This is a genomic window from Amycolatopsis sp. NPDC043889 (assembly GCF_056435645.1).
Window position 1 is genome coordinate 74,012 of the sequence record NZ_JBWKEC010000002.1, and the last position, 26,325, is coordinate 100,336.

24 protein-coding genes and 1 pseudogene are annotated in these 26,325 nt (G+C 68.8%); 6 read left to right on the top strand and 19 right to left on the bottom strand.

Features of this window, described 5'->3' with window-relative positions; translation table 11 throughout:
* Window positions 1-68: 68 nt before the first annotated feature.
* From AC0685_RS05900 to AC0685_RS05915, 4 genes are read right to left on the bottom strand one after another with little or no spacing between them, the layout of a single operon-like run.
* Window positions 69-1,226 (bottom strand): ABC transporter permease, encoded by a 1,158-nt coding sequence (locus AC0685_RS05900; protein WP_478224536.1) that lies wholly within the window; start codon window positions 1,224-1,226, stop codon window positions 69-71.
* A complete protein-coding gene (locus AC0685_RS05905) occupies window positions 1,223-2,374 on the bottom strand; it encodes an ABC transporter permease (protein WP_478224537.1) in 1,152 nt (383 codons plus the stop codon). Before AC0685_RS05905 ends, AC0685_RS05900 begins: the two co-directional genes overlap by 4 nt.
* Window positions 2,375-2,383: 9 nt before the next feature.
* Window positions 2,384-3,343, bottom strand: a complete 960-nt coding sequence (locus tag AC0685_RS05910) for an ABC transporter ATP-binding protein (RefSeq protein ID WP_478224538.1) — start codon at window positions 3,341-3,343, stop codon at window positions 2,384-2,386.
* 12 nt (window positions 3,344-3,355) lie between these two features.
* Window positions 3,356-4,159, bottom strand: coding sequence for a ribosome hibernation promotion factor (locus AC0685_RS05915; protein ID WP_478224539.1), 804 nt, complete (start codon window positions 4,157-4,159; stop codon window positions 3,356-3,358).
* 130 nt (window positions 4,160-4,289) lie between these two features.
* Here AC0685_RS05915 and AC0685_RS05920 point away from each other — a divergent pair, with 130 nt between their 5' ends.
* Window positions 4,290-4,763 carry a GyrI-like domain-containing protein gene (locus tag AC0685_RS05920; protein ID WP_478224540.1) on the top strand — a complete coding sequence of 158 codons (474 nt, stop codon included), beginning with the start codon at window positions 4,290-4,292 and terminating at the stop codon, window positions 4,761-4,763.
* A 35-nt stretch (window positions 4,764-4,798) separates the two neighbouring features.
* On the opposite strand, the pseudogene AC0685_RS05925 reads toward AC0685_RS05920, so the two are convergent.
* A pseudogene (locus AC0685_RS05925) lies at window positions 4,799-5,561 on the bottom strand (universal stress protein).
* A 174-nt stretch (window positions 5,562-5,735) separates the two neighbouring features.
* On the opposite strand from AC0685_RS05925, the gene AC0685_RS05930 reads away from it, so the two are divergent.
* Window positions 5,736-6,776 carry a zinc-dependent alcohol dehydrogenase family protein gene (locus AC0685_RS05930; protein ID WP_478224541.1) on the top strand — a complete coding sequence of 347 codons (1,041 nt, stop codon included), beginning with the start codon at window positions 5,736-5,738 and terminating at the stop codon, window positions 6,774-6,776.
* A gap of 275 nt (window positions 6,777-7,051) precedes the next feature.
* Here the strand turns inward: AC0685_RS05930 and AC0685_RS05935 are convergent, their stop codons facing one another.
* From AC0685_RS05935 to AC0685_RS05955, 5 genes are all read right to left on the bottom strand, one after another.
* Window positions 7,052-7,747 carry a CBS domain-containing protein gene (locus AC0685_RS05935; RefSeq protein ID WP_478224542.1) on the bottom strand — a complete coding sequence of 232 codons (696 nt, stop codon included), beginning with the start codon at window positions 7,745-7,747 and terminating at the stop codon, window positions 7,052-7,054.
* Window positions 7,748-7,769: 22 nt separating this feature from the next.
* Window positions 7,770-9,359, bottom strand: coding sequence for an ABC transporter permease (locus tag AC0685_RS05940; RefSeq protein WP_478224543.1), 1,590 nt, complete (start codon window positions 9,357-9,359; stop codon window positions 7,770-7,772).
* Window positions 9,356-10,252: an ABC transporter ATP-binding protein gene (locus AC0685_RS05945; RefSeq protein WP_478224544.1), complete on the bottom strand. Its 897-nt coding sequence runs from the start codon at window positions 10,250-10,252 to the stop codon at window positions 9,356-9,358. The genes AC0685_RS05940 and AC0685_RS05945 overlap by 4 nt, the downstream gene beginning before the upstream one ends.
* Window positions 10,249-12,489, bottom strand: a complete 2,241-nt coding sequence (gene ppsA, locus AC0685_RS05950; RefSeq protein ID WP_478224545.1) for a phosphoenolpyruvate synthase — start codon at window positions 12,487-12,489, stop codon at window positions 10,249-10,251. Before ppsA ends, AC0685_RS05945 begins: the two co-directional genes overlap by 4 nt.
* Before the next feature lie 120 nt (window positions 12,490-12,609).
* On the bottom strand, window positions 12,610-12,876 hold the full coding sequence (locus AC0685_RS05955; protein ID WP_478224546.1) for a DUF1876 domain-containing protein: 267 nt from the start codon (window positions 12,874-12,876) through the stop codon (window positions 12,610-12,612).
* A 203-nt stretch (window positions 12,877-13,079) separates the two neighbouring features.
* Between AC0685_RS05955 and AC0685_RS05960 the strand changes: the two genes are divergently transcribed.
* Window positions 13,080-14,237, top strand: coding sequence for a site-2 protease family protein (locus tag AC0685_RS05960; protein ID WP_478224547.1), 1,158 nt, complete (start codon window positions 13,080-13,082; stop codon window positions 14,235-14,237).
* A gap of 142 nt (window positions 14,238-14,379) precedes the next feature.
* Here AC0685_RS05960 and AC0685_RS05965 read toward each other — a convergent pair whose 3' ends face one another.
* The 4 genes from AC0685_RS05965 to AC0685_RS05980 form a co-directional block, all read right to left on the bottom strand.
* Window positions 14,380-16,581 (bottom strand): heavy metal translocating P-type ATPase, encoded by a 2,202-nt coding sequence (locus AC0685_RS05965; protein ID WP_478224891.1) that lies wholly within the window; start codon window positions 16,579-16,581, stop codon window positions 14,380-14,382.
* Window positions 16,582-16,652: 71 nt separating this feature from the next.
* Entirely contained in the window at window positions 16,653-17,309 is a 657-nt protein-coding gene (locus AC0685_RS05970) for a CBS domain-containing protein (protein ID WP_478224548.1), read from the bottom strand.
* Window positions 17,306-17,500, bottom strand: a complete 195-nt coding sequence (locus AC0685_RS05975; RefSeq protein WP_478224549.1) for a hypothetical protein — start codon at window positions 17,498-17,500, stop codon at window positions 17,306-17,308. Before AC0685_RS05975 ends, AC0685_RS05970 begins: the two co-directional genes overlap by 4 nt.
* Window positions 17,497-18,423 (bottom strand): universal stress protein, encoded by a 927-nt coding sequence (locus tag AC0685_RS05980; RefSeq protein WP_478224550.1) that lies wholly within the window; start codon window positions 18,421-18,423, stop codon window positions 17,497-17,499. The genes AC0685_RS05975 and AC0685_RS05980 overlap by 4 nt, the downstream gene beginning before the upstream one ends.
* Window positions 18,424-18,599: 176 nt before the next feature.
* Here AC0685_RS05980 and AC0685_RS05985 point away from each other — a divergent pair, with 176 nt between their 5' ends.
* The gene (locus AC0685_RS05985; protein WP_478224551.1) at window positions 18,600-19,223 is read left to right on the top strand and encodes a hypothetical protein; all 624 of its coding nucleotides are present in this window, start codon (window positions 18,600-18,602) and stop codon (window positions 19,221-19,223) included.
* The gene (locus AC0685_RS05990) at window positions 19,220-19,798 is read left to right on the top strand and encodes a hypothetical protein (protein ID WP_478224552.1); all 579 of its coding nucleotides are present in this window, start codon (window positions 19,220-19,222) and stop codon (window positions 19,796-19,798) included. The genes AC0685_RS05985 and AC0685_RS05990 overlap by 4 nt, the downstream gene beginning before the upstream one ends.
* On the opposite strand, the gene AC0685_RS05995 is transcribed toward AC0685_RS05990, so the two are convergent.
* The 3 genes from AC0685_RS05995 to AC0685_RS06005 form a co-directional block, all read right to left on the bottom strand.
* Window positions 19,785-21,269 (bottom strand): WS/DGAT domain-containing protein, encoded by a 1,485-nt coding sequence (locus AC0685_RS05995; RefSeq protein ID WP_478224553.1) that lies wholly within the window; start codon window positions 21,267-21,269, stop codon window positions 19,785-19,787. The genes AC0685_RS05990 and AC0685_RS05995 overlap by 14 nt on opposite strands.
* Complete coding sequence (locus AC0685_RS06000; protein ID WP_478224554.1) at window positions 21,266-21,532, bottom strand: DUF1918 domain-containing protein; 267 nt, start codon at window positions 21,530-21,532, stop codon at window positions 21,266-21,268. The genes AC0685_RS05995 and AC0685_RS06000 overlap by 4 nt, the downstream gene beginning before the upstream one ends.
* 1,083 nt (window positions 21,533-22,615) lie before the next feature.
* Window positions 22,616-23,686 carry an acyltransferase family protein gene (locus AC0685_RS06005; RefSeq protein WP_478224555.1) on the bottom strand — a complete coding sequence of 357 codons (1,071 nt, stop codon included), beginning with the start codon at window positions 23,684-23,686 and terminating at the stop codon, window positions 22,616-22,618.
* Window positions 23,687-23,734: 48 nt separating this feature from the next.
* Between AC0685_RS06005 and AC0685_RS06010 the strand changes: the two genes are divergently transcribed.
* A complete protein-coding gene (locus tag AC0685_RS06010; protein ID WP_478224556.1) occupies window positions 23,735-24,400 on the top strand; it encodes a CPBP family intramembrane glutamic endopeptidase in 666 nt (221 codons plus the stop codon).
* 3 nt (window positions 24,401-24,403) lie between these two features.
* On the opposite strand, the gene AC0685_RS06015 is transcribed toward AC0685_RS06010, so the two are convergent.
* A complete protein-coding gene (locus AC0685_RS06015) occupies window positions 24,404-24,928 on the bottom strand; it encodes a flavodoxin family protein (protein ID WP_340681354.1) in 525 nt (174 codons plus the stop codon).
* A complete protein-coding gene (locus AC0685_RS06020; RefSeq protein WP_478224557.1) occupies window positions 24,928-26,319 on the bottom strand; it encodes a DUF4389 domain-containing protein in 1,392 nt (463 codons plus the stop codon). Before AC0685_RS06020 ends, AC0685_RS06015 begins: the two co-directional genes overlap by 1 nt.
* Between the last annotated feature and the right edge of the window lie 6 nt (window positions 26,320-26,325).

Below are 26,325 nucleotides of genomic sequence, written 5' to 3' on the forward strand. Positions count from 1 at the left end.
ACGTGGACCGGTTACCCGGAGGGACCGGCTCTACACCACACGGACGCCCGGAACCTTCGCCGCCGGGCTCAAGCGGTCAAGGACCGCCGCAGCCGCAGAGTCGCCGCGCCGAGGAAGAGGGCCGCGAAGGCACCGAGCACCGCCAAGGGCCGCAAGATGTCGACGAGTCCGCCGCCCCGCGACAGGATCGTGGTCCAGGCGTCGACCGCCCAAGCGTGCGGCGTGACGTGTCCTGCCGCACGTACGGCGGGCGGAACGATTTCCAACGGCCAGGTGCAGCCGCCGAGCATGCCCGCCCCGATGCCGACCGCGGGACCGATGGCCGACGCCTGCTCAGGGGTGCGGAACAGCGCGCCGCTCAGCATCCCCGCACCGGCACCGACGAGACCCCACATGAAGGTCAAGGTCACGGCCGCGAGCGGGTCACCCCAGTTCACTCCGAAGAGCAGGCCACCCACCCCGATGATCAGACCGGATTGCAGCAAGGTCAGCGCGAGGTAGCAGAGCGTTTCGCCGAGTATGACCTCACGCGGACGGACCGGTCCGGCGAGGATCCGGGCGTGGATACCCAGCCGTCTGGTCTGGATCAAGGCCGCTCCACCGGCGAGCGCGTTGATGAAGACGAAGAACACGAGCATGGTCGGCGCGCTGTAGCTGAATCCCGGAGGCAGGACGTCACCCGTGCTTCCCACCGTTTCGGCCCGCACGGCGACCTGAGGCACCGTGCGGTCGAGCGAGCGCGCCAGCGGCACCAGCTCGTCGAAGGAAGCAGAGGTCCGGGTCGCGGCGAAGGCTGCGGCCTGGACGGTCGCCGCGTGGTCCGCGACCACCGACGCGACCGCTGACCAGGCCCCCTGCCCGGCGCCCGAAGCGGCGGTGGTGAGCAACGGGAGTTCGACCGGCGCCCCGGCCGTCAGGGTCCGGTCCATCCCGGCGGGGATGAGCAGTACCGCGTCGACTTCGTTGCGCCGCAAGGCGTCCTTCGCCGCCGACTCATCGGTGAACGGACTGGTGACCAGCGTTCCCGCGGCGGCGAGACTCTGGGTCAGCTCGCCGGCGAAACGCCCTTCCGCCGCCACGACAGCGACCCTGAACCCGTTCTGACCGCGCATCACCGCGCCGATCACCAGGATCACGACGACCGGCAGCAGCACGATGAAGAACAACGCGATCCGGTCTCGCGCCAGTCTCCGGAGTGACACCAACGCGATGGTCACCACGTTCACCTGAATCTCCTCCGGTAGATCGGCACCGTGATGGCCGAGATCACCACGCAGAACAACAAGATCGCCAAGGCCGGCTGCACGACGCTGATCCAGCCCGCTCCCCCGGCGAGATCCGTGAAGGCCCGCAACGCCCACCCGTTCGGCGTCAGCAAGGCGAGCTTCCGCATGATCTCCGGCGCACCGCCGAGAAGGATGAAGTTGCCGCCGAGCAGGACCAGCCCGAAGATCACGAGTGAGGCGATGCCATCGGCCTGCCGGTCGTTGCCTGCCACGGCGATCACGAAGGCGGTCAGGCAGACCAGCGTCAGTGCCAGCGCGACGATCACCATGCCCACGGCGAGTGGCGGGCCCCACCCCTGACCGAGGACCAGGGCGGTGATCAGCGCGACCGACGACAGGCTCGCGACGCCGTAGGCGAAGGTGGCCAGCGCCTTCCCGAGGAGCAACGCACCGGCGCCCACCGGGGCGACGGCGATCCGGTCGAGGGTGCCGTTCTCACGCTCCTCGAAGTATCCGCGCGCACCGAAACCGATCGCGAAGAACATGAAGAAGATCCCCATCGCGGGACCGTAGTACCCGGCCGCGGTGAGCTGCTCGGTTCCGGCCGCCTTGGGCACGACCTGTTCGGGGAGCCGCAACCCGGCGGTCGCCGATGGATCCACGGGTCCGGCTCCGGCGGCCAGCGCCGTCGCCATCGAGAGGCGGTCCGCGTTCAGCTGAGCCACGAACGACTCGCCGATGGATCGGGCGACCGTTCCGGCGAGCGGCGAATCGACTCCGGAAAGCACGGTCATCGGCTCAGCTGTCCCATCATGTGCGGCGGCGGTGAAGCCCTCAGGCACCAAGAAGACCGCACCGAGCTCGCCCTCGTCGACCAAGGCGCGGGCTTCGGCTTCACTCGTCACGGGGACCACGTCGAGTACGGAGTCCAGCTGTGGTCCGGCGAGAAACGCCGTGAACGCCGTCGCCAACGCCCCGCCGTCCTCGTCGACAACGGCCACCTTGGTGTGGAAGTGCTCCCCTCCCTGGAAGGCGAAGCTCATCAGCAAGGCCACGGCCACCGGCGCGACGAACCCGAGTACCCACGCCGATCGGTCCCGCAGCCGCTGGCGCAGGTCCTTGGCCGCCACGACGAACGCCGCATGCATCTTGGCTCCTCAGTCTCGGAGTGCGGTGCCGGTGAGGTGAAGGAAGACCGCCTCGAGGTCGGGCTCGGTCACTTCGACCGAACGCACTCCGACTTCGGACCTCTCGGCCGCGTCGAGAACCGCGGGCAGCGCGCGACGGCCCTCGCGCACGATCAGGTGGACTTCGTCGCCCGCGGAATCGACTTTCTCGATGCCCGCGACAGAGCCGATCCGGTCCACCAGCCGGGCCGGATCCCCGTCGGTGGAAAGCGTGATGCGGTCATGCTCGCCGAGCCGGTCGATCAGCTCGCGGCGGGTGCCTTCGGCGATCAGGCGGCCGCGGTCGATGATGCCGACCCGGTCGCACAGGCGTTCGGCCTCTTCCATGTAGTGCGTGGTGTACAGGACGGCCATCCCGCTCGTGCCGAGCGACCGCACGTTCTCCATGATCGCGTGCCTGCTCTGCGGATCGACCCCGACCGTCGGCTCGTCGAGGATCAGCAGCGTCGGCCGGTGCATCAAGCCGGCTCCGATGTTGAGCCGGCGGCGCATCCCGCCAGAGAAGGACTCGACCCGGTCCCCGGCGCGGTCGGTGAGGCCGATCAACTCCAGCACTTCGTCGACCCGCCGGTCCAGCGTTTTCCCGCGTAGCCGGTACAACCGGGCGAAGAACCGCAGGTTTTCCCGTGCAGTGAGATCCGGGTACAGCGCGATGTCCTGCGGAACGTAGCCGATCCGGGCACGGGCCGCCGCGGCCGCGCCGTCGGCGGCTCCCGCGATCGCGATGCTGCCGGCGTCCGCGCGCAGCAGGCCGCACACCAGCCGGATGATGGTCGTCTTCCCGGCGCCGTTCGGGCCCAGCAGGCCATAGGTCTCGCCGGCGCCGATGGAGAACGCGACATCGTCGACGGCGACCCGTTCGCCGAAGCGCTTGGTCAGCCCGGCCACCGCCAGCACTTCGGCCTGCCCGGCGCGCGGTGACTCGGTCATGCGAAGAGTCACCTAGGCCGCCGGGGTGATCAGGCCGTAGTGACCGTCGTAGCGGTGGTACAGCACGCTGCCCCGGCCCCGTTCACCGTCGAGGTAGAACAGGAACGGCAAGCCGGTCAGGCCGAGCCGCTCCACAGCCTCCACTGTGGACAGCACCGGTGCGGGACACCCGCTGATCGTGAGGGGAAGTTCGACGGGACTGAGGCCGTGCGAGCCCGGCGGAACGGTCTGAGCGAGCCGGTGCATGGTCGGCCCGGCGTGGTAGAGCACGCTGTCCTGCCCGGTACCGGTCTCGGTGAACAGATGGAAGTCATAGTCGAGGAGGTGCATGTCGACGAATGCCTCGTCGACCGTCGACCGGGCCAGCGAGTAGGACTTGTGCCGCACGATCTCACGTTCCTTCTCCGGCCTCGGAAACCAGGGCTCCCGCACGGCGGGAACCGACTCGTGGCGCCATTCGCCGGGATCCGGAACAGGACGCCCTCCTCGCCGGGCTTCCCAGTGCAGGGCACTTTTCTCCAGTTGCCTCCGGAGTTTCGCGTCCATCCGATCGATCGCCTCGTCCACCGACGGCGCCGCCGCCTGCGCGCGTACCGGCCTGCCGTTCACGTCCAGGGACGCCTGCGCCGTCACCGACCGCTCCCGTGCGGGGTCTCCGTACTTGGTCAGTCGCACCGACGCCGCCAGTACCGGCCGGTGGGCGAGCCTCATCAGGCGCGAGACCTTGGCGGCCGCACGGCTCGCGGAAGCCGGCTCGACATCGCCACGTACCACCACCCGCACCTCGGGCATCGTCCTGGTTTCCTTCGTCCGCATCGATCGTCCTTCCCAAGTCGGTGCCCTAATCGGTACGCCGGTCGACCGGCGTGTCACCAGGGACCTAGGACGCCGCGGGAAGGGACCTTGGGGTCTCTGCCGCGGTCGCCCGGCAGCTGATGCTCGTGTCATGACTTACGCAGTGGAACTCACCGAACTCGACTCCATCGACGCCGCACATCTGCGGCGCCACACCACGACGGCCGACATCGGCGAGTGCGTGGGGGTGGGACTCGACGCGTTGTACACCTTCGTCTCCGAAGCAGGTAGCGCTCCGAACGGCCCTCCCCAAGCGGCCTATCCGGGCGATTTCCAGCCGGGCGAAGAACTCGATCTCGACCTCTACCTGCCCATCACCGGCAGCCTCCCGTCGCAGGGCGATATCGACATCGTCACCCTCGACGGCGGACCTGCCGCCCGCACCTCGCATCACGGGCCTTACGACAAGATCGGTGCGGCGTATGAAGCCGTGTACGAATGGGTTCGTGAAAACGGCCGCCAACCCGCTGGAGCTCCACGGGAGTTGTACCTGTGTGGTCCGGAAAGCACGCCGGACTCCGCCGACTACGTCACCGACGTAGTCCTGCCGTTACGGAACGAGTGAGCGCGAGCCGACCGGCGCGCAGGCCGGGTCCTCAGTCATCGGGGCGCCCTTCCCGTCTCCCGGACGACCATGACCGGGCACTTCGCGTGATGGATCAGGGCGTGGCTCGTCGACCCGACGGCCAGAGCGGCGAAACCGCCTCGGCCACGAGTGCCCACGACCACCAGTCGAGCTTTCTCGCTCAGCTCGAGCAGGCGGTGCCGCGGCTTGTCCCTGACGACGACTTGGTCGACAGGTACCTGCGGGTATTTCTTGCGCCAACCCGCGAGCCGCTGCCCCAGAACGCGGTTTTCGGTCTCACGTACCGATTCTCCGGGGAAAGGCAGAGCACCTTCACCGGTGAAGAGTCCTGCGACATCGCCGTCGTGCCACGCATGCAAGGTGACCAAGGGAGCCTTCCGGTTGGAAGCTTCCGCGAAGGCCCAGGCGAGTGCTTCCTCACTCAACGGACTGCCCGCCGATCGCCAGAAGTCGCGCCGTGGCCGAGATTTCGGTCAACGCGGCGACCGGGCCCGTATCGACTGCCGCGGTGGTCACTTTTACCTCGGGAACCGCCGATTCACAGGCCTCGCGGAACTCGTGCAGCACTTCGCCGGTGATGGCTTCCTTCGCTTTCAACCAGGTGTCAGGCGGAAACGACCGATTCCCGAAGGGACCGCCATCGACGCCGTAGGCCATCAGAAGCAGCAGCTCCGTCTTGCACAGCAACGCTTCTTTTGCCGCCCACAACGCGGCCGCCATGGAGTGAGCCGAACCGTTCACCGCCGCGACGACCGGCCGGGAACCGAATGTCGTCATGGAGCACTCCTTCAGCCGACCGGTTTCGGATACCGACTCCGTCGACGCTGGGCACCCCGTCGCGGTGGTGATGCGGCCGTACGTCGCGGCCCGCAGGGGCTTTGGGCTCTGTGTCGCGTGGCCGCATGGCGACACGCTCGAACCGGCAATCCCTTCCGCGAACAAGGAGAAGACATGAAGGCACTCGTTTACGACGGACCGGGGCGGCGGGCTTGGACCGACCGGCCTCAGCCGGAGCTCGCCGCGGCGACCGACGCGATCGTCCGCGTCGACGCGGTCACCATCTGCGGGACCGATCTGCACATCCTCAAAGGCGACGTGCCTGCCGTGGCACCTGGCACGATCCTGGGCCACGAAGCCGTCGGCACGATCATGGAGGTCGGCAAGGCGGTGACGACCTTGAAGCCGGGCGATCGGGTGCTGATCTCCTGTATCACCGCGTGCGGACGCTGCGAATACTGCCGGAAAGCCGTCTACGGGCAGTGCCTCGGCGGTGGCGGCTGGATCCTGGGTCACCGGATCGACGGCGTGCAGGCGGAGTTCGTGCGCGTTCCGTTCGCCGAGACCTCGACCTACGTGCTACCGAACGGTGTCGCGAACGAGGCCGCGCTGATGCTGGCCGACATCATGCCGACCTCCTACGAGGTCGGCGCCCGCAACGGACGGGTCCAGCCCGGTGACTGCGTCGCGATCGTCGGGGCGGGGCCGATCGGGCTCGCCGCGATCACCACGGCGCACCTGTTCGGGCCGAGTTCCATCGTGGTGATCGACAAGGAACCCAGCAGGCTCGCCGCCGCGAAGACCTTCGGCGCGGACGTGCTCCTCCAGCCCGGCGAGAACCCGGCAGCGGTCATCGCCGAGCTCACCGGCGGACTCGGCGCGGACGTCGCGATCGAAGCGGTCGGCGTTCCGGAAACCTTCGAACTGTGCACGAAACTGGTCCGGCCAGGCGGACATGTCGCGAACGTCGGTGTCCACGGCGCGCCCGCCACGTTGCACCTGGAGGATCTCTGGATCCGCGACATCACCATCACCACGGGCCTGGTCGACACGTCGAGCACCTCGATGCTGCTGCGGATGCTCGCCGCGGGCAGGCTCGACACGACCAGGTTCATCACCCACCGGTTCGGGCTCGACGAAATGGACGAGGCCTACGACGTCTTCGCCCGGCCCCAAGAAAGCGACGCCCTCAAAGTCGCCCTCTTCCGCGGCTGAACACGCTGACGGGGGGCCTGCTCGGTGTTGCGAAAGCCACTTTCGCAACACCTCGGTGCGGGCTTGGAGTGGCTGGTCGCGCTAGGGGCGTGAGCGGGAATCCAGAGCCGGGCAGGTCCCCAATGTGGCATTGGAGACGCTCAGTGTCACCAATGCCGCTTTGGGGACGTCGGACCGCAGCGGCGCGATCCGACGTCACATGCACCACGTCGCATTCGCCTCGCCCCTCCATAGACCGGAAACGCCACTAACGGACGGAAGCGGGCCGCGTTCGGTCACGAACGACGCTTCAACGCCTCGATGACACCTGTACCGACCGGTTCCTCGATCGGCAAGCGGCTGTCGTCCATCTCCGCGGTGAGGTGTTCGCGGACGTCCACCACGCCGTCGAGCCGCCTGATCAACGCCACGATCACCGGGATCATGCCCGTACGTTCGACCTGACCGCGCACCGTGACGACACCGTTGTGCACGGAGATCGACAGCGTGTCCGGATCGATCGACATCGCCCGTTCGACGACCTCGGTGCGGACCTCCTCGCGCACTTCCGAGTCGGATCGCAGAAAGCCGCGCAGAAGGTCTGATCTCCCGACGATGCCCACCAGTTTCGCGTCGTCGTCGAGGACCGGCAGACGATGCACCCGATGGTTCTCCATCAGCCGGATCGCTTCGTCCACCCCGGCATCCTGTGCCACGGTGATCGCCGGCCGGGTCATCAACTCGTCGGCTCGGCTTCCCTCCACCTTGCGCCGTAATCGGGGCCGGAACCGCAGCAGCCGGTGCTGGATCTCCCGTTCCAGCAGATCACGCTGGGAGACGACGCCGACCACCCTGCCTTCGTCGTCCACCACGGGCGCACCACTCACTTCCCACGACGCGAGCAGGACGGTGATCGCCTTGAACGGGGTCTCCGGTCGCACGGTGAGCACCTGGCCGCGCATCACCTCGCGCACTCGACGACGTTTGCTCATCTCGCTCTCCTTTCCGAAAGTGTCAAGCCGCGATGTCCCGGCGTCTGAAGCCCGCCACACCGGCCGCGAGCAACGCGCAGGCGACCAAGACGAGCCAGGGAATGGACGCCATGCCCTCCGTCGAACCCGGCAGGTTCGGCAGGTGGGTGAACGGCGAGAGGTTCAGGACCACTTGAGGGACGCCGAAGAGCACGCCGAACTCGCCGACGACGACGATCGCCACGAGTACCACCCAGATCAGGCCGAGCTTGCGCGGAAACAGTCCGAACAAGGCGCAGGCCAGCCCGGCCAGCACCCACACCGCGGGCAGCTGCACCAGCGCGGCCGCTGTCAGCCTGCCGATCTCGGCGCCGGGGTACCCGGTCTGCAGGCCGCTGGCGAGTCCCGCGCCCAGGCCCGCCGCGAGCATCGGGACCACGCTTCCGGCGATCGCGACAACCAGGTAGCCGGTCAGCAACCGGGTCCGCGAGACCGATGCGGTGAGGAGCGGCTCGACCCGGAGTGCCTCTTCCTCGGTGTGCAAGTGGGTGAGCGCGGACATCGCGTACACCGAGACGACGACTCCGGCGATACCCAGTTCCAGAGCGAAGAACGCGTCCGAAAGGGCCTTCTCCCCGCCCAACGCGAGAATGAGTTGCTCGGCCCTGGGATTGTCGACGAACCTGCCGATACCGTTGGCCAGATTGCCGATGACGAGGCCCAGCACCAGGTAGACCGCCGTCCAGGCGAGCAGACCTGCTCGGTTGAGCCGCCAGAGCAGACCACCGATGCTCCGCAGGCCACGACCGGCGTGAGCGGGGCCGACGCGGTCGGCCAGCAGGCCCGCCCCGAGATCACGGCGATCGCTCAGCCTGACCGCGATCAGCACCAGCACGGCGGCGAACGCGAGGGGAAGTGCCATGACCCACCAGCGTTCCCCGGCGAACGGCCGGATCTGCTGCGCCCAGCCGATCGGGGACAGCCAGGACAGCCATTCCGGGCCGGAGTCCCCGATGGCACGCAGAAGATAGGCGAGCCCGAGGATTGAACCGGCGATACCGGTCGCCAGCCGCGCGGACCTGCATAACTGCGCGGTGACCGCCGCGATCGCTCCGAAGGCCCACCCCGTCGTCATCCAGCCGGCGCCCAACGCCACCGAGCCCGCCAAGGGCAGCCCCGCGACGGCCAGTCCACCGGCGGTCAGGATCCCGACGGCCAGTCCGGTGACGGCGGTGACCGCGAGCGCCGCGGCGAGCGCCGCGTGCCTGCCGAGCACGCCGGAGCCGAGCAGATCGAGCCTGCCGGACTCCTCCTCCGCCCTGGTGTGGCGGACCACCGTGGTGATGAGCAGCAACGCGACCAGTGCGGCACCGAAACCGGTCAGCTTGAGCACCGAGGCGGCACCGAGCGACGTGGGGTCGTAGATGCGGCCGTAGAAGGCGACCAGCGCCGGCACCGCGTTGACCGCCTCGGCCAAGACGGTCAGTTCCCGTTGCGACGGATAGAGGTCCGCGGTGGCGGCGGCCGCTCCGGCGGTGGTCGCCGCGCAGGCGAGTGTCCACAAAGGAACTCGTAGCCGCTCGCGGCGCAGGGCGAGGCGGAACAAGACGCCGGTCCCGGTCATTGTGCTCATCGGGACTCCAGGACCGGCGCGCGATAGTGGCGCAGGAAGAGTTCCTCGAGGGTCGGAGCCTGACTCGTCAGTTCCAGGACTCCGAGGCGGCTGAGCGCGGCTAGGACCACACTGAGTTCGGAGTTGTCGACGGTCATCCGGAAGGTGTCCCGGTCGTGGCCGAAGTCGTGGACGCCCGGCAAGGCCGCGAGCCCGTCCGGCGGCCCGGCCAGCCGCACGGTGAACGACGTGCGCGTCAGGTGCCGGAGCTCGCCGAGGCTCCCGGTGTCGACCACGCGCCCGCCCCGGATGATGCTGACGCGGTCGGACAACGCCTCGGCCTCGGCGAGGATGTGGCTGGACAACAGCACGGTCCGGCCGCGGTCGCGTTCCTCCCGGATGCAGTCGCGGAAAGCGTCCTCCATCAGTGGATCGAGACCGGCCGTCGGTTCGTCGAGAAGGAGCAGTTCGGCGTCTGAGGCCAACGCCGCCACGACGGCCACCTTCTGGCGATTCCCCTTGGAATAGGTGCGCCCCTTGCGGGTCGGATCGAGGTCGAACAGGTCCAGATAGCGATCGCGGAGACGTGGGTCGATTCCGCCGCGGAGCCTGCCGAGCAGGTCGATCACCTCACCGCCGGTGAGGGTCGGCCAGAGGGCCACCTCGCCGGGCACGTAGGCGAGGCGCCGATGGAGCGACACGGCGTCACGCCAGGGATCCGCGCCCAGCACTCGCATCTCCCCGCCGTCGGCACGCAGCGATCCCAAGAGAAGGCGCAGGGTGGTCGTCTTGCCCGCACCGTTAGGACCGAGGAATCCGTGGACTTCGCCGGTCCGGACGGTCAGGTCCAGTCCGTCCAGCGCCTTGGTGCGGCCGAAGCTCTTCCGCAGGCCGCGGATCTCGATCGCGTTCATCGGGCGGCGTCCAGCAGGACCCGGCGTTCCGCGGCCGCGATCGCGCTCCGGGACGCGTCGACCGCGTCGGGGTTGACGGAGATCGACGTGATCCCGAACCGCACGAGATGCTCCGCGAAGCCAGGCTTCGCGGAAGGTGCCTGCCCGCACAGCGAGGACGTGATTCCGGCGTCTCGCGCGGTGCCGACGATACGTTCGATGGTGTCGAGCACGGCGGGGTCGGCTTCGTCGAACAGTTCCGCGCAGACCGCCGAGTCCCGGTCCACCCCGAGAACCAGCTGGGTGAGGTCGTTGCTGCCGATGGACACACCGTCGATGCCCATCCCGGCGTACTCCGGAAGCCAGTGCACCACGGACGGGACCTCCGCCATGATCCAGCGACGCAGGCCTCGTTGCCGTCCGAGCGGGCTCGCGTCGATCAGCTCGAGACAGGCCTCCAGTTCCCATTTCGTGCGGACGAACGGGATCATGAGATGCAGGTTCGGCGTCTGCTCGCGGACCCTGGCGAGCGTGCGGAGTTCGAGGTCGAACAGGTCCTTCTCCCGTACGTAGCGGAAGCAGCCGCGGTAGCCGATCATCGGATTGCTCTCGACGGCTTCGTAGGCCTCGCCCCCGGCGAGGCCGCGGAACTCGTTGCTGCGCAAGTCGGTCGTCCGGTAGACGACCGGGCGTGTGCCGAAGGGGCGCGTGATCCGCAGCAGGGACTCGGCCATCGAGTCCACAAAGGACTCCTGTTCGCCCTTGGCGATGAGGTCACGGGGATGACGCCCGCCGAGCGCCTCGGTCAGCAGGAACTCCGCCCGAAGCAGTCCGACCCCGTCGACCTGCCGCGCGGCGACCTCTTCGGCGTGTTCGGGCATGGCGAGGTTGACGTACAGCCTGGTTCCGATCGTCTCCGGCACGGCGGACACCACTACGGGTTCGGTACGCGCCGGCGGCCGGACGTAGCCGGACCGCACCTCGCCGGTGGTGCCGTCGACCGTGACGGGTCCTCGTCCCGCGAGGACCCGTGTCGCGTCGCCGGTGCCGACCACGCAGGGAACCCGTAGCTCCCGCGCGACGACCGCGGCGTGACAGGTCATCCCTCCTCCGTCGGTCACCAGCGCCGAGGCTCGCCGGATGGCGGGTACCCAGTCGGGGTTGGTCATCGGGGCGACCAGCACCTCGCCGTCCCGCAGCTGTCCGCCTTCGGCCGGATCACGCAGCACCCGTACCGCTCCACCGCCGATGCCCGGCGACGCGGCCAGCCCCGTGACGAGAACGTCCGGCGCCGGCTCTCGCCTGGACGGAAGAGTCGTCACCGGCCGGGACTGGACGACCCAGATTTCCTTGCCCGTCATGGCGAATTCGATGTCCTGGGGCGTTTCGTAGTGGTCTTCGATCCTGGTCGCGAGCCGCGCCAGTTCGAGGACGGTCGCGTCGTCGAGGACACGGCGGCCCGCCGTATGCGCGGGAAGCTCGACTTTGACGTCTCCCCCGCCCACCTCGGCGATGATCTTGTGGGACTTGCTGCCGACCCGAGCCGAAACCAGCCGAAGATCGTCTTTGGCCACCAGATAGGTATCCGGTTCGACCGCCCCGGAAACGATCGCTTCGCCTTGACCGAAGACCGCTTCGATCACCAGACGGTCCCGATCGCCGGAGCGCGGGTCCGCGGTGAAGATGACCCCGGAGCGATCGGCGGTGATCATTCTCTGCACCACCACGGCGATCGCGGGTTCGCCGGTGAAGCCACGGCCGGCCCGGTATCCGATCACCCTGGGCGAGAACAACGACGCCCAGCAGTCGACGATCCGCTCACGAACGGCGTTGTCGCCCCACACGTTGGTGAAACTGGCGTTCATTCCGGCGAACGAGGCTTCCGCGCCGTCCTCGCCCGTCGCCGAGGACCGGACCGCGATGGGCGTCGACTGCCCGATCCCGTGATAGGCATCGATCACGTCGGTCAGGACACCGGCCGTCATCCCCGCCTGGTGGACCAAAACGCGCAACTGGTCGCACAGGCCTGACAGCTGCTCCGGCGCGTCCGCGGACGCGAGCGCCTTCTCGTGCAGATCCGCGATCTCACCGCGCACACCCGCTTCGTCGAGCGAAGCGAGGTACGCCTCGCGAAGCACGACGAACCCTGGAGGGACGGAGAATCCGGCGGTGATCAGCTCACCGAGATTCGCGCCCTTGCCGCCCGCCGATTCGGCGTCGGCGAGGCTGACCGTCGACAAGTCGCGTACGTAGGTCATCGCTTTCCCTCCGGACGTTGGCCTTCCATGGAATCCATGCTCGCCGGAGGTGCGGTCGCCGCTCTGCTGTCCAAGGTCCCGGCGCGACGGGACTTCGTCCCCACGCCGGGCTTCGGCGGGTCAGCGGCCGAGATGAACGGGTTTGCCGGTGACGCCCTCGATATCCGCCGCGGCCGCGTCGAGCAACCGGTGTGCGAGCTCGCTCAACGCACGGGAGACGGCCAGTTCGTCACCGATCTCGGGCACATTCGCGTCCACCGGATTGAGTCGCGCGGCTCCCACGCCCGTCAAGCCGGTGTCATCCCGGTTGACCAGTCTCGCGGTCGCTCGCGTCTGCGCTTCGTGCTCGTCGATGAAGATCTCCACGGTCCAGCGTTTCCCCTGCATTCGAACCTCCTTGGTTCGTTGTCCGTCCGAGGGATCCACCGTGTTCCGGCGGCGGCACCGGTCGAAAGTGCCGAAGGTCCCGGCTCGGCGGACGGCCCTGTGACCGAGGCTGTTCGGCCCTAGTCGACCGTCCGTGTCCCGAGAACCGTTGGGGGTCCGCTCCGCGAAAACACCGGACAGCGACGCCCGGGAAAGGGGACCCGATGTTCCGCACTGCCATCCCGCTCGGCCGGTGGGCCGGAGTCGTCGTACGAGCCCACTGGTCGGTACTCGTCGTGCTCCTCCTGATCACCGATCTCCTGGCGTCGGCCGTCCTGCCTCAAGCTGCTCCCGGCGCGAACACCACGTGGTACTGGGTGACCGGTGGGCTCACCGCGACGGGCTTCCTCGTTTCGCTTCTTCTCCACGAGCTTTCCCACGCCACGGTCGCGCGGCTCCACGGTGTGACGGTCAGGCGGATCACGCTGTGGATGCTCGGTGGCATGGCCGAGTTCGAGGGTGAACCACCGACGCCGAAAGCCGATTTCCGGATCGCGGTGGCGGGCCCGCTCGCCAGCCTGCTGATCGGAGGCACCGCACTCGGTGGCGCCTTCCTGGCCGCGGGTGCCCTGCCGCCGTTGCCGGTCGGCGGCCTGGCTTGGCTCGGGGTCAGCAACCTCCTGCTCGCGGTGTTCAACCTGCTGCCCGGCGCGCCGCTGGACGGCGGCAGGATCCTGCGAGCGGTCATCTGGTGGCGGCGGGGTGACCGTGCCCGGGCAGGCGCCATCGCCGACAGGTCCGGTCAAGTGCTGGGAGCCGTCCTGGCCATGGCGGGTTTCGCGCAACTGGTCTTCCTGGGGCAGTTCACCGGCCTTTGGCTCGTCCTGCTCGGCTGGTTCCTGATCTTCGCGGCACAGGCCGAGTTCGCCGCCGGTCCGTTGCGCGAACGGCTCGGCGGGTTGCTGGTGGGCGACATCATGAACTCCGCACCGGTGATCGCACCCGGCTGGTGGACAGTGGACGCCTTCGCCGAATACGCCGCGGGTGCGAGTCACGAACGTGTTTTTCCGGTCCTGTCGTTCAACGGCGTTCCTCTCGGCGTCGTCAGCCTCGGCGATCTGCTCAAGGTGCCCGCCGACGCCCGGTGCGCGACCAGGATCACCGACGTCGCGGGGAAGGATCGGGCGGTCACGGTCGTCGGCGTCGACGCACCGGTGGCCGCGCTGATGGAGCGTGGCTTTCCCCGATCCGGCCGCGATCTCGTCCTGGTCACCCGGGCCGGCGGTCTGGCCGGTGTGGTCGGAGCCGACGACCTGGCGTGGGCGTTCGAAGTGACCGCGTTGGACCACCGCCCTCGGATCGCCGGTGGTCAGCGTCTCTGAGCACGCGAGTTACGCTTCTGATCACGCGAGTTACGTCTCTGAGCACGCGAGTTACGTCTCTGAGCACGCGAGTTACGTCTCTGGGCCCGCACTGAACGCAGAGGCGAGAGCCGGCCAAGCGACGACAACCACATGCCGTCCCTCAAAGCGTGAAGTAGGCCTCTTCCTCCTGCGCGAAGTGGAGGGTGAGAATCGCGTCGAGGCCATAGAGCGTCGCCCGGAGGTCATCGACCTGGTCCGATCGGATGCCGTCCGGCGCCTCGTCGAGGTGCCTGCGCAATCGACGGATCAACCGCTCGATCTCGGCGTGCTCCCGGCTCATCGTGACCGTACTGTCCGGGCCTCCCAGCACTTCGGCCAGCGCCGGATACAGCTGTTCCTCCTCGGCCCGTTCATGCGGCAGAAGCCGCTCCGTGAGCAACTTGCCGGCGTGCCGGACCGCGTCGTCGGCGTCCTGCCCCGCGCCCTCGGCCAGTGCGTCGGCGGCCAGGCGTACCGCGGAACGGACCGGCAGCAAGGTTTCGTGCTCACCGGCGAATCGCCCGACCAACCCTTCCGGCGCGCGCGGGCGAGACGCTCGCGGAGCGAGAAGAGCCCGGAGCGAATTCCCGATGACGGCGATGTCGATCCCCTCCTGCACCAACGCCCCCAGCACGGGTGCCAACCATCCGCCCGCCGCCGCGAGCATGGCGAGCACCGACAAGCCGGTGCCGATCCCGGCGCTCTCCACCGCGAGCCGCCTCGCCCGGCGCGCGATGTCCACCGCATCGGCAAGCCGGTCGATGCGGTCGTCCAAGATCACCGCGTCGGCGGCCTGGACCGCGGCCGTCGAACCGCGCGAGCCCAGCGCGATACCGACATCCGCGGCAGCGAGGGCCGGCGCGTCGTTGATCCCGTCCCCGACCATGGCGGTGACCGCGCGCTCGCTTTCCCCGCGCACGAACGAGATCTTGTCCGCCGGGGAGCATTCGGCGTGCAGGTCGTCGAGTCCGAGCAGCGCCGCCACCTCCTCCGCGTTGCCGACGCGATCGCCGGTGAGCAGGACGATCCGCGTCAGTCCCGCCGAACGCAGACGGCGCAGCGTCCGGGCCGCGTCCGGCCTGAGCCCGTCCCGCACCAGCAGCGCGGCGACCGGCTTCTCATCTTGCTCGACCCAGATCACGGAGGCCAGGTCGAGCCTTCCTCGTCGTTCCACGCCAAGCGCCCAGCCGGGAAGAAGGCTTCCGGACCGCCTGCCCACCCGGACCCTCTTCCCGTTCACCGTCCCCTCGACCCCGCGCCCCGGTGTCTCGGACACGACCTCGGCGGGCGGGACCGCGACTCCGGCGGTCCTCGCCGCCCGCACGACACATCCGGCGAGCACATGCGGTGAGAACTCCTCCACCGCCGCGGCGATCCCGAGAACGCGATCGGCCGAGTCGTCCGGTGCGCAGACCACCGCGGTGATCTCCGGACGGCCCGCGGTCACGGTGCCGGTCTTGTCCATCGCGAGGGTGCGGACCCGGCCGAGCAGTTCCAGCGCGGCACCGTCCTTGACGACCACCCCCGACCGCGCCATCCGGGACATTCCGCCGGTCACCGCGACCGGTACGGCGAGCAGCAGCGGGCAGGGCGTGGCGGTGACGAGTACCGCCACCGCGCGTGTCGGATCCGCGGTGAACACCCAGGTGAGGGCGGCGATCACCAGTGCCGTCGGCAGGAACCAGACCGCCACCCGGTCCGCCAGCCGCGCGATCGGCGCGGTGGCCGAGGCGGCCTGCTCCGCGAGCCGGACGACTCCGGCGTAGGTGCTGGCGTCGGCGGTCGCGGAGGCCGACACCTCGACGACGGCGCCGGCGTTGACGACACCACTGCGGACCTCTTCCCCCGAACGATCGGCAGGCTCCGCTTCTCCGGTCAGGGCGGACTCGTCGAAGATCCCCGCACCCTGGACCAGCCCGTCCACCGGAACGACCTCGCCGGGCAGCACGACGACCACGTCGCCCGGTAGCACGGAAGCGGCCGGAACGTCCTCGACGAGGTCGCCTCGGCGCACATGGGCCGTGGCCGGCGCCCGTGCCAGCAGCGCGGAGAGGTCGCGTCCGGCCCGGCGACGCGCGGCCGCTTCGAGCAGCCGGCCGGTCGCGACCATCGCCGCGATGATCGCCCCGGCGAGGTACTCCCCGACCGCGACAGTGCCGCCCAGCGCGAGCACGGCGAGCACGTCGGCTCCCCACCTGCCCGCCCGCAGGTCGGCGAGTACCCAGAGCGTCGCGGGTACGAACATCACCGCGGTGGCGGCCGCCCACAGCACGGAAGCCGCCACCGGGCTCACGACGCGGGCGATCCCACCCGCGGCGAGCATCGTCAGCACCCCGGCCAGGAGAAGCGTTTCACGAGACGGAGGCCACCGGGGCGGCGATGGTGACCACTCAGTCATCCGGCCGGCCTGTTCGCCTCGTCGTCCCACCCGAACCGGACGCGATCGACTACCTCGACGACGCCCGCGATGCGACGCACCAGCGCCGCCAGCAGAACCGCCTGACTCCGTCGCTCGACCTCACCTCGCAGGGTCACGATCCCGCTCTCCACCTCCGCCCGCACCTCACCCCGCGACGGGCGACGGGCCAGTTCCGAGATGTCCCGCAGGACCTCGTCCCGGATCTCCGCGTCCGTCCGGACGAAGGCGTGCACGAGGTCGGCCCGGCTGACGATCCCGGTCAGCTTGCCGTAGCGGTCGACCACCGGCAGCCGCTTGACCCGATTGCCCACCATCAACCGGGCGGCCTCCGTGACCGGAAGGTCGGCTTCGACGGTGATCGCGGGGGTGCTCATCACGTCCGCCGCCGTACGCCCGTCCGCTTTCGAGCGGATACCCGGCACCCGTGGCCGCGGCGTGCCGACCGACTCGACATGTCTGAGCAACAGGTCGGCCTCCGAAACGACACCGACGACATCGCGATCGTCGTCCACGACGGGAACGGCGCTGATTCCCCGGCCCGCGAGGGTTCCGGCGACATCCGCGATCGGGGTACCTTTCCGCACCGAGCAGACCTCCCGGGTCATGACGTCGCGGACGGCCATTCCGGTCATGACGGACGCTCTTCGTCCTCTTCGTCCTCTTCGGACGGTTCCTCGCGCTTCCGAGCGCGATAGGACTCCGCGGCGAAATATCTCCGCATCGCCGCCTCCGCCAGTTCAGCCGAAGAACGGGACGGACCGGATCCGGCGGCGATCGCGTCCCGTGCCTCCTTGGCCGCGCGCGCGTTCTCGACGTCGTTCATGTGCTGCTTCCTTCCTTGGAGTGCGAATTCCGAATCCCGGTGTCCACCCGGACGACGGCGACCGGACACGGTGCCCGGCTTGCCAGGCCTTGGCTCACCGAGCCGAGCAGCATCCCGGCGAATCCGCTCCGGCCACGGGTTCCGACCACGATCAGGCCCGCTCGTTCGCCGTATTCCCGGAGGACCTTGCCCGCTCGTCCTCGGACCACCACGCAACCGAAGGGAACACCCGGGTACTCGTGTGCCACCGAGGACACCTCGGCGGCCAAGGCACGCCGTGCGGAGTCGTGGACGGCTCTCGATCCGCCGAGACGCCGCACGCCCGGCTCGACCGGGCCCAGCTCACTCCACGTTCTGAGTGCGGTCACCGAGGTTCCCAGCTCCGATGCCTCCTGGAAGGCGAATCGCACGGCGGCCGCCGAGTCGGGCCAGCCGTCGACACCGACCAGTACCGGACCTGGACGCGCGTCACCGTCCCGGACGACCACGAGCGGGCACTGTCCGCGGGCCGCCAGCGCGATTCCCGAAGAGCCGAGCAGGAATCTGCCGACGCTTCCGAGCCCGTGCGAACCGAGGACCACGAGGGCAGCCCGTCGCGATTCCTCGACGAGTACCTCCCTCGTGTCTCCCTCCACGACCTCGGTCGTGATGTCCAGGCCGGGCGCGGCGGCCGCGGCGGTCTTCCCGGCGGCACTCAAGCGCACGATCCCGGTCTCCCGCATGGCTTCACGCACCTCCGCCGCGGTGACCTCCAGAGTGGGATAGTCACGTCCGGCCGATTCGTACGCGTGCACGAGCCGCAACGGAAGTCCGCGACGGCGAGCCTCTCCGGCGGCCCAGCGCGCCGCCTCCACGGCCGACCACGAGCCATCGATTCCGGCCACCACCGGCTTCGACCGGCTGTCGTCGAACCCTTCTGCCATCTCTCGACCGCCTTCCACGAAGTGCTACGGCCAAGCCTGCCTTCGTCGTGGCGGGAAGGTCAGTGCCTGGCGCCCCGATACGCCGGGTCGTTGGCCCGCCCGGTGCGGGACGTTCGGCCCTCCCGCCGTGCACGGGTTCGGAGAACCCTTTGTCTTTCCGGAGAGGAGACCCCGCGATGCCCATCAGCGGAACGCGCTCGCCATCGACGGCCACCGCGGAACTACTGGCCGGCCGGTTCGCACCGAAACCCGCCTTTTCCGTGCTCCGCCACCGAGTGGTCGACGCCGACACCGTCACGACCTACGCCGCGATACGCGGATTCGATTTCATGGAGGTGAGCGGCCCGCTCGTTCGCGCCGCGGGCTGGGTTCGTGGCCTGCCCGAGCGATTCCGGCGCCGTCGCGGCCCGTCGGTGCCCACCCGGCTCACGTTCGACGACATGACGACGGATTCCGACTGGGTCATCCTCGGTGAACGACCCGGCGCCGAACTGGCCGCGGGCGTCGCGGGCAAGTTCTGGCGACCGGTGATCGAGTGGCGGCGAGTCGAGCCCGGTGAGTTCGCCGGCTTCCTCGAACCGGGTTACGGGAAGATCGTGCTGTCGTTGTCCGTCCGCCGATACGGTGAACGGCGCTCCCTGCTGTCCTACGACATCCGGGTCACACTCACGGACTCCGCGAGTCTCTCCCGATTCCGGCTGTACTGGGCCGTGGCCTCGCCGTTCATCAGGGCCATTCACGCCGCGACGTTGCGGACGATCGCTCGAGATGCCGAGAACGCGTGTCCGGAGGCGCGGTGAGTACCGGCCGCCACCCCACGCTGCTCGACGTCTTCGCGCCACATCCGGCCTTCGTTCTCACGGAGACCTCGCGGGTCGACGTTCCAGCCGACGCGCTGTACCGGGCGATCGGCGAGCTCCGGGCCGCGGACGTGCGTTCGCCGTGGGTCCGGACGCTCGTCCACGCGCGAGGCCTCCCCGAAGCGCTCCGCGAGCACGGGCACTTTCCCGATCTCGGCGAGACCATGCTCGGTGAACGATGCGCTTTTCTCGGCGAGCGGCCCGGGCAGGAGATGGTCCTGGGTGCCGCCGGGCGATTTTGGACCGCCGTTCCCGAGTGGTACGAGGTCACGGCGGAGTCCTTTCGCGACTTCACCCATCCCCACAGCGGCACGATCGCCGTGGGGTTCTCCGTGACACCACGGGAGGAAAAGGGCTGCCGGTTGACCATCGAGACCAGGATCACCGTCACCGACCCGGCCGCCCGGCACGCGATAGCGCTTTACTGGCACGCGATCCGGCCCGGGGCCCGGCTCACCACCCGCGCGTTGCTCGGCACCATCGCCGAGCGCGCCGCCGCGCTCACCGGTTCGTGAGCGCGGCGGCGTCGGTCACCGCGTCTTCCAGCGCGGCGACCAGCAGTCCGGGGTCGGGCACGAGTGACCGATCAGTCCCGAAACCGAATCGCACGAAACCCGCGTAGCTGAACACACAGACCGTGACGGCCTGCTTCCCGCTGCACGGCGCCCAGCCCACGACGCCTTCGACACGGGCCCCGGCGAGTTCGCCCGGCCGGCGCGGTCCAGGGACATTGGTCAGCACGCCCACCGTCTTGGCCGCGAAGAACCGCGTCAACGGTTCCGAGACCACCTCCGGTGCCCTGCCCGCCAGCCACTGGACACCGAACGTGAGGACCGGCTCCAGCGACTCGCGAATACCGGAGACACGGCGATGCACGCCATCCAACCGCTCCCGGAAGTTCTTTTGCCGCAGAGGAAAACCTGCCAGTATCAGCGCGAAATCGTTGCCGAGTTCCGGAGGAAGTGAAGCATCGAAGTCCGAACGGCTCACCGGGATGAGCCAATTCAGTTCCGCCTCGCCCCGCCCCGGATCGGCTTCTCGGGCGTACCGCTCGAACGCGGCCATGACCAGGGCGACGCACACGTCGTTCACGCTTGTTCCGGTGGCGCGGCCCACATCGGCGAGTAGCTCCAACGGCACGGCGTCTCCCCAGGCCGCGGCCTTTTCCGGTCCCGGGTCTCCCGACCAGGGCGCGGCGGGCGCCAGAAGCCCGACCACACCGTCGACGGTGTTGCGCGCGGTGAATCCCTGCGCCATCAACCATCTCACCACGGTGGCCGGACGTGACGGCAAGGCGGTGGTCACGATCTCGGCGACCGCCCCGGTGAGCCCCGCGGCCGCGGTCAGGCCGAGCAACGGCCAGCCCAGGGTCACGCGCGCGATCGGTCCCTCCAGCCGCTCACCGAACCCGTTGAGTGCCTTCACCACCTTCGCCGCGGCTCTGGAAGGCGCGCGGGAAAAGTCGGTCCCACGCGGCCCCACCCCGCCGATCCTCACCGGCCTGTCGTCCCCGTCCACCGGGTCGAACAATCCGAACAGGACTTGGACCAGGCGGATGCCGTCCGCCATGGCGTGGTGCGAGCACAGGACGACCGCCGACCCCGAGCCGTAGCCACGGTAGAGCTCCATCGTCCACAAAGGATGCTCCGGGTCGAGGAGCCGGCCTCTTCGCGCCGCGACCAGGTCCTGCAGGACCTCTCTGGTCCCGGGCGCGGGCAGCTCGCTCACCGTCAGATGCCTGTCCAGGCTGAACTCCAGGTCGTCCTCCCAATACCAGGCACCACCTTCGCGGACCGGACGCCGGGTGAACACCGGATAGCATCCGACCAGCCGGTCGGCGACCACCCGCTTCAGGCGCTCAGGATCCACTTCGCTCGCCGTCCACAGCACGGCCGTGATGAGCATCGGGTTGGCGGGTTCGTCCAGCTTGAGCCACAACCTGTCCTGCGCGCTGATCGGGCGGCGCGGCCGACGGTCACCGGTCACGACCAGTGCCGCACGGCGATGGCCTCCCTCGCGGCCGCGAGCCGGGCGCGCTCCGCCTCGTCCGCGGCGTTCTGCTCCGCCTCCGTCACGACAACGGCGTCGGGGCCGGGAAAGACCGTCGACACGTGGTCGTCCTGTGGCCAGCGCACGACGTAGGGCGGTGTTCCGTCCGGATTGCGGACCTCGATGATCAGGCCACGCTGGTCCGGTTTCCCGACCACCGGACCTTTGATGACCAGCCAGTCTCCTCGCTGCGCATGCATGGGTTCCCGCCTTCCGCCCCGCCGCCCGGTGTATCCGGTCACGACTCTCTCGGTCACACGCCGTTCACCGTCCTCCTCATGCCGTCGTCGATGGAGGGCCGAAGGTCCTCACGTCTCAGAGCCTGTTGGCGGAGCTGAGCCGCGAGTCGAACGTGTCGTGTGCTGGGCGGGCTCGGTGGTGGGGTGAAGGCCTCCCTTCGCCGCGTCCGATGCGATGAAGAGAGCTACGGCCCTCGCCGGGCGCGGGTCGTGAGTGGCTATTCGGGTTATCGAGGGGTAAGCCGAAGGCGCCCCGAAGTGTGTCGCGACAGGCGCACCGGCGTCGTGAGGGCCTCCTTGCCGACTCTGGTCCCGAGAAAGTCGCATAAACGCCGGCCGGTGCCGCTCTCGGTGATTCGAACGGGGCAGGCGACAGGGTGCCTGAACGGACAGTGTCCACAAAGGACGCCAGCCGACAGCTGGATTTCCGTTTGATGCGCATCTGTACGGTTTTCGAGGGTTCTACTTTGTCATGGTCGCGAGTGGCGTTTCGGGTTCTATAGCGAGGTAAGGCGAACGTGGCGTGCCGCAGTTGGCGACTGGAGCGGGACTCGCCGAAAAGACACCTTCCCGACTGTCCACAAGGGACGCTTCTCGAGGTGCCAGTGCCCGAATTGAGCGATTTGCACGGTTGTCGATGGGGGTCGTGAGCGGCAAAGAGGGTTAGAACCCTACTTGCCACTCACGACCCCCTCGCCAAAACGGGCATATGGCTTTGAAGCAGACATTTCGTCACTGGAAAGCGTCCCTTGTGGACACACAGAGTGCAGCTGTCTGCCACCTCTCTGCCTTGACCAAGCGGACGGGTCCTTCACCGCAGAGGCTCGGTCACGCGATATTTGTCTTACCCATCGATAACCCGAAACGCCACTCACGCCCACAAGCGGATAGCCGACTTTGCCGAGACCCTGAAGGCGGGGAAGGAGGCCCTCACCACCCGCCGATGTGGTCCCTGGTGACGCCGGAACAACCGTGACGCCAACCCGGGCCGGCCATCGGACACGACACTTCTCACTTTCGGCTCAAGAGAACCCGAAACGCCGATCACGCCACGTTTGCCTTACCTGTCAATCGTGCCACGATCCGCCCTCCTCCGAAGAGCACCAGAAATGGGAGCGTGCACAACAACGAACCGAGTACCGCGATCGGCCGTTGCAGCCACCAGATCAGATCAGGGAGCCGGTCGTCGGAGAGGCCGTTCCCGAAGATGAAGTAGACGCAGGCCTTCGCCAGCGCCATCCCGGTGGTGTGGAAGAGGAACAGCGGCAGCGCGTAGTGGTCGAGCAGACCGATGAACCGGCGCCAGCGCCGCCTCGCGAGCCGTCGTTCGAAGAACGGGCGGGTCACCTCGGCGAAGCCGATCTGGAACGTCAGCAGCGCGACGATCACGAACGTCGGCGGCCCCATGTTCGACAACCGGTCCCCGGGAACGCCGACCATCGAACCCGGGTACAGACCGGAGAACACCAAGCCCGCCAGACCGAACAGGCCCGTCCAAAGCAACGCATGCCCCCACCGCCGCGGTGCGTCGACGAGCCGTCGATGGAAGAAACCGGCCTGATGGGCGAGACCCCAGACCGCGATCATGTTCACCCAGCCCGCCTCGTCGACGCCGTAGCGGAATCGCACCACGTCGGCGCCGAGTGCGGCACCACCCAGCCAGACCAGGACCACGACGTCGAACTTCCGGTGCAGCCACAGGCTCACCGGCAGCACGGCCAGAAGAACGACATACACCGCGAGAAACCACAACGGGCTGATGATCAACAGCACCGCTCCGCGAATCCAGCGTAGATTGGACAGGGACGCCGCCGTCACACCGAAAGCCGTCCAGATCAGCACCAGGGCTCCGGCCGGCACGACGAGACGCCTGATCCGGTGCCGGACGTATCGCGAGAGTGACTCCCCGCGTGCCCGCGCCCGTCGCCAGGACACCAGGTGCACGTATCCCCCGACATAGAAGAACATCGGCATCACCTGCAGAAGCCAGGTGAAGATCCACAAACCCGAGAAGAACCCGAGCGGGCTCGTGGGCATCGGCCCGTCCGGTGACCACCGCAGGATGGTGAACGCCCAGTGCCAGAGCACCACGACGATCAAACTGACCGAACGCAACCAATCGATATACGGCTCCCTCGCCGGGTTCTGGCCGTCATCGTCTCGGTGCTGCTGCTCGCCGCCGCCACGGTGCTCGCGAACCGGGTGCTGCCAGGGTGGGCGTATCCCGTGTGCGGTGTCGTGACGGCTGCCGTGCTGATCGCCGTGGCCAGGTTCTCCGGCCTGCGGCTCGCGTCCATGGGTCTCGGCAGGCATACCCTCGGCCGCGCCGCCGTCATCGGCCTCGTGGGCGCCGGGCTGGTCGGCCTCGTTTTCGCGGTGGCGCTGGCCGTTCCCGCCCTCCGGACGTTCTTCGAGGACGGCAGGGTCGGGACGCCGGGGATCGGTCAGCTGTTGTGGCTCGCCCTGCTCCGTATTCCGCTCGGCACTGTCCTTGTCGAGGAAGTGGCCTTCCGCGGCGTTCTCCCCGCGCTGCTCGGTGCCGGCGAGCGCTGGCGCTGGGCGCCGGTCCTCGGCGCCGCCGCCCTGTTCGGTCTGTGGCATCTGCTGCCCTCGCTCGCCTTGGTCCGCAACGCCGCGGTCGGCGCCACCATGGGCGGTCTCCCGCTTCCGCTGATCTCGGTCCTGGCGATGGTCGCGGCGGCCGGCGCCGGGATCTTCCTGTACTGGTGGCGGCACTGGGGAAAGGGCGTACTGGCGCCCGCGCTCCTGCACTGCGCGACCAACTCGGGTGGCCTGCTCGTCGCCTGGTGGGTGCTTTCTCACCCGTGAGGGTCATCCGGCCGCGGTCTCCAGAAGGCGTGCCGCGAGCCGGGCACCCCAGGCTTCGGCTCGTTCCTGCTCGCCATCGCACAGGATCGTGGCGTTCTTGCCGACGTCCACGAAGAAGCTCTCCGGCGGCAGCAACGGAACCCCGTGGCGCTTCAGCAGCAGCTTCCGCGCACCGACCGCGGCGGAACCGGTGAGCCACCGAGCCCGGCGAAGTCTCGTGTCGAAAACCGCGACCGGCACCCGCCGCGACGCCGGCGGCAAGGCACTCAACCACTCCCGTACGCCGGTCGCGGAACGGACTCCGCCCTCGACCTCCTGCCGCGCGCTCTTGCGTGTCCCGGGGCGGGTCATGCCGTGCGCATGGGTGGGGCCTCCGACGACGAGAAGGCCAAGGCCGTCCCACTGGACCGGGGCGTCGTCGACGTTCACGACGTCGACCTCGCAAGAGGCGGCCAGGCCCTTGCCGATCGCCCTGGCGATGATCTCGGTGTTGCCGAACATCGACTCGAACACCACGAGTACCTGCATCACGATTCTCCTTGGCTGATCGGTGAAAGTTCGTTCGAGACACGGGTGACGGCGACCGCGGCCAGCGCCACCCCGGCGGCGAGCAGCAGCGCCCCCGAGAGGAGCAGGACCCAGGACAACCAGCCGAGTATCGGTACGGTCGCGCCCGCCTCCGCGCGCACGTCCACGCCGGCCGAGGCGTCGGCGTTCATCACCACGATGGTCCAGTCACCGGCCTGGTCCGGCCAGGTGATCGTCTGTGTGCCCGGGCCGACCGCCGACACCGTCCAGATCCCCACTTCCCACGGGAGCACCGGCGACTCCGTAGAGCGGTGTACGGCCAGCTCGCCCGAAGCGAGATCGGTGACCGTCGCGTGGTCGGTCCCACTCAGATAGCGTTCCGCCGCCGGAGCCGGCGCGACACCGACGAAAACGTCCTTCGGGCCGAGAGCGGTCACACGTACGCGGATGTCGCCGAGCGCACGCGTGACGGGTACATCGCCGGCCGCGGTGGCGACGAACGTGAACCGTTCACTCGCCAAGGCAGCGGTATCGGTGCTGTAGGCACTCGAGACCGTCAGGTATCCGTCGTTGTCGCGATCGGCCCGATCCAGCCACAGCGAGGCCGCACCTCCGCTGATCAGACCGGTCGCCAGAACGGCGAGCGCCACTCCGATCACGACCGACACGACACGACCGGGCGTCCACCCCGCCGTACCCGGACGGTGCCGTGCCGGTTCGGCGGGGCCGGCGACCGGCGGGTCGGGTTCGGTACCGCCCGAGTCCAACCGGAACGGCGGGTACTCGTCGGTCATGAGAGCGGCGTACGCGCCTACGCGGATCACCCACCGATCCATGCCGAGTACGAAGTCGAAGATCGGCCTGGGGTATTCGCCGCGTACCAGCAAGACGACGCCCGCGATGAGCACCAGGATCCCGATCAATCCGCCCGCTCCCCACTGGAAGCCGTCGTCCGAGGTGTTCCACAGCCACAGCCCGCCCCCGGCGAAGAGAGCGACGACGAGGTAGTGCGGGATGGCGAGCAGCCACCACTTCACCAGCACGAGACCGCGGGAAAGCCGCTCCGGGTAGTCGATCTCGAGCCGGGCGGGGTAGCCGGGATCGTCGGCCAGGGTGAACGGCGGGTAGCGATCCGTGCCCAGCGCGGCGTAGGCGTAGTAGTGCACCCGCCACGCCCAGCGGAGAACCCCGACATTGAACTCGAAGATCGCCCGGGGATACCGCCCGGTGAACAGGATGGCGAAGAACGCCACCGTCGTCAGCGGCACGAACGCGAGCCACAGCACCGCGAGCACGAGATAGTGCGGGATCGCGAGCAACCACTTCACCAGCCACAGCCAGCGGGACAGATCAGGATCGAGCGAAGCCTCGACGCGGACGGGGGAACTCATGGGACG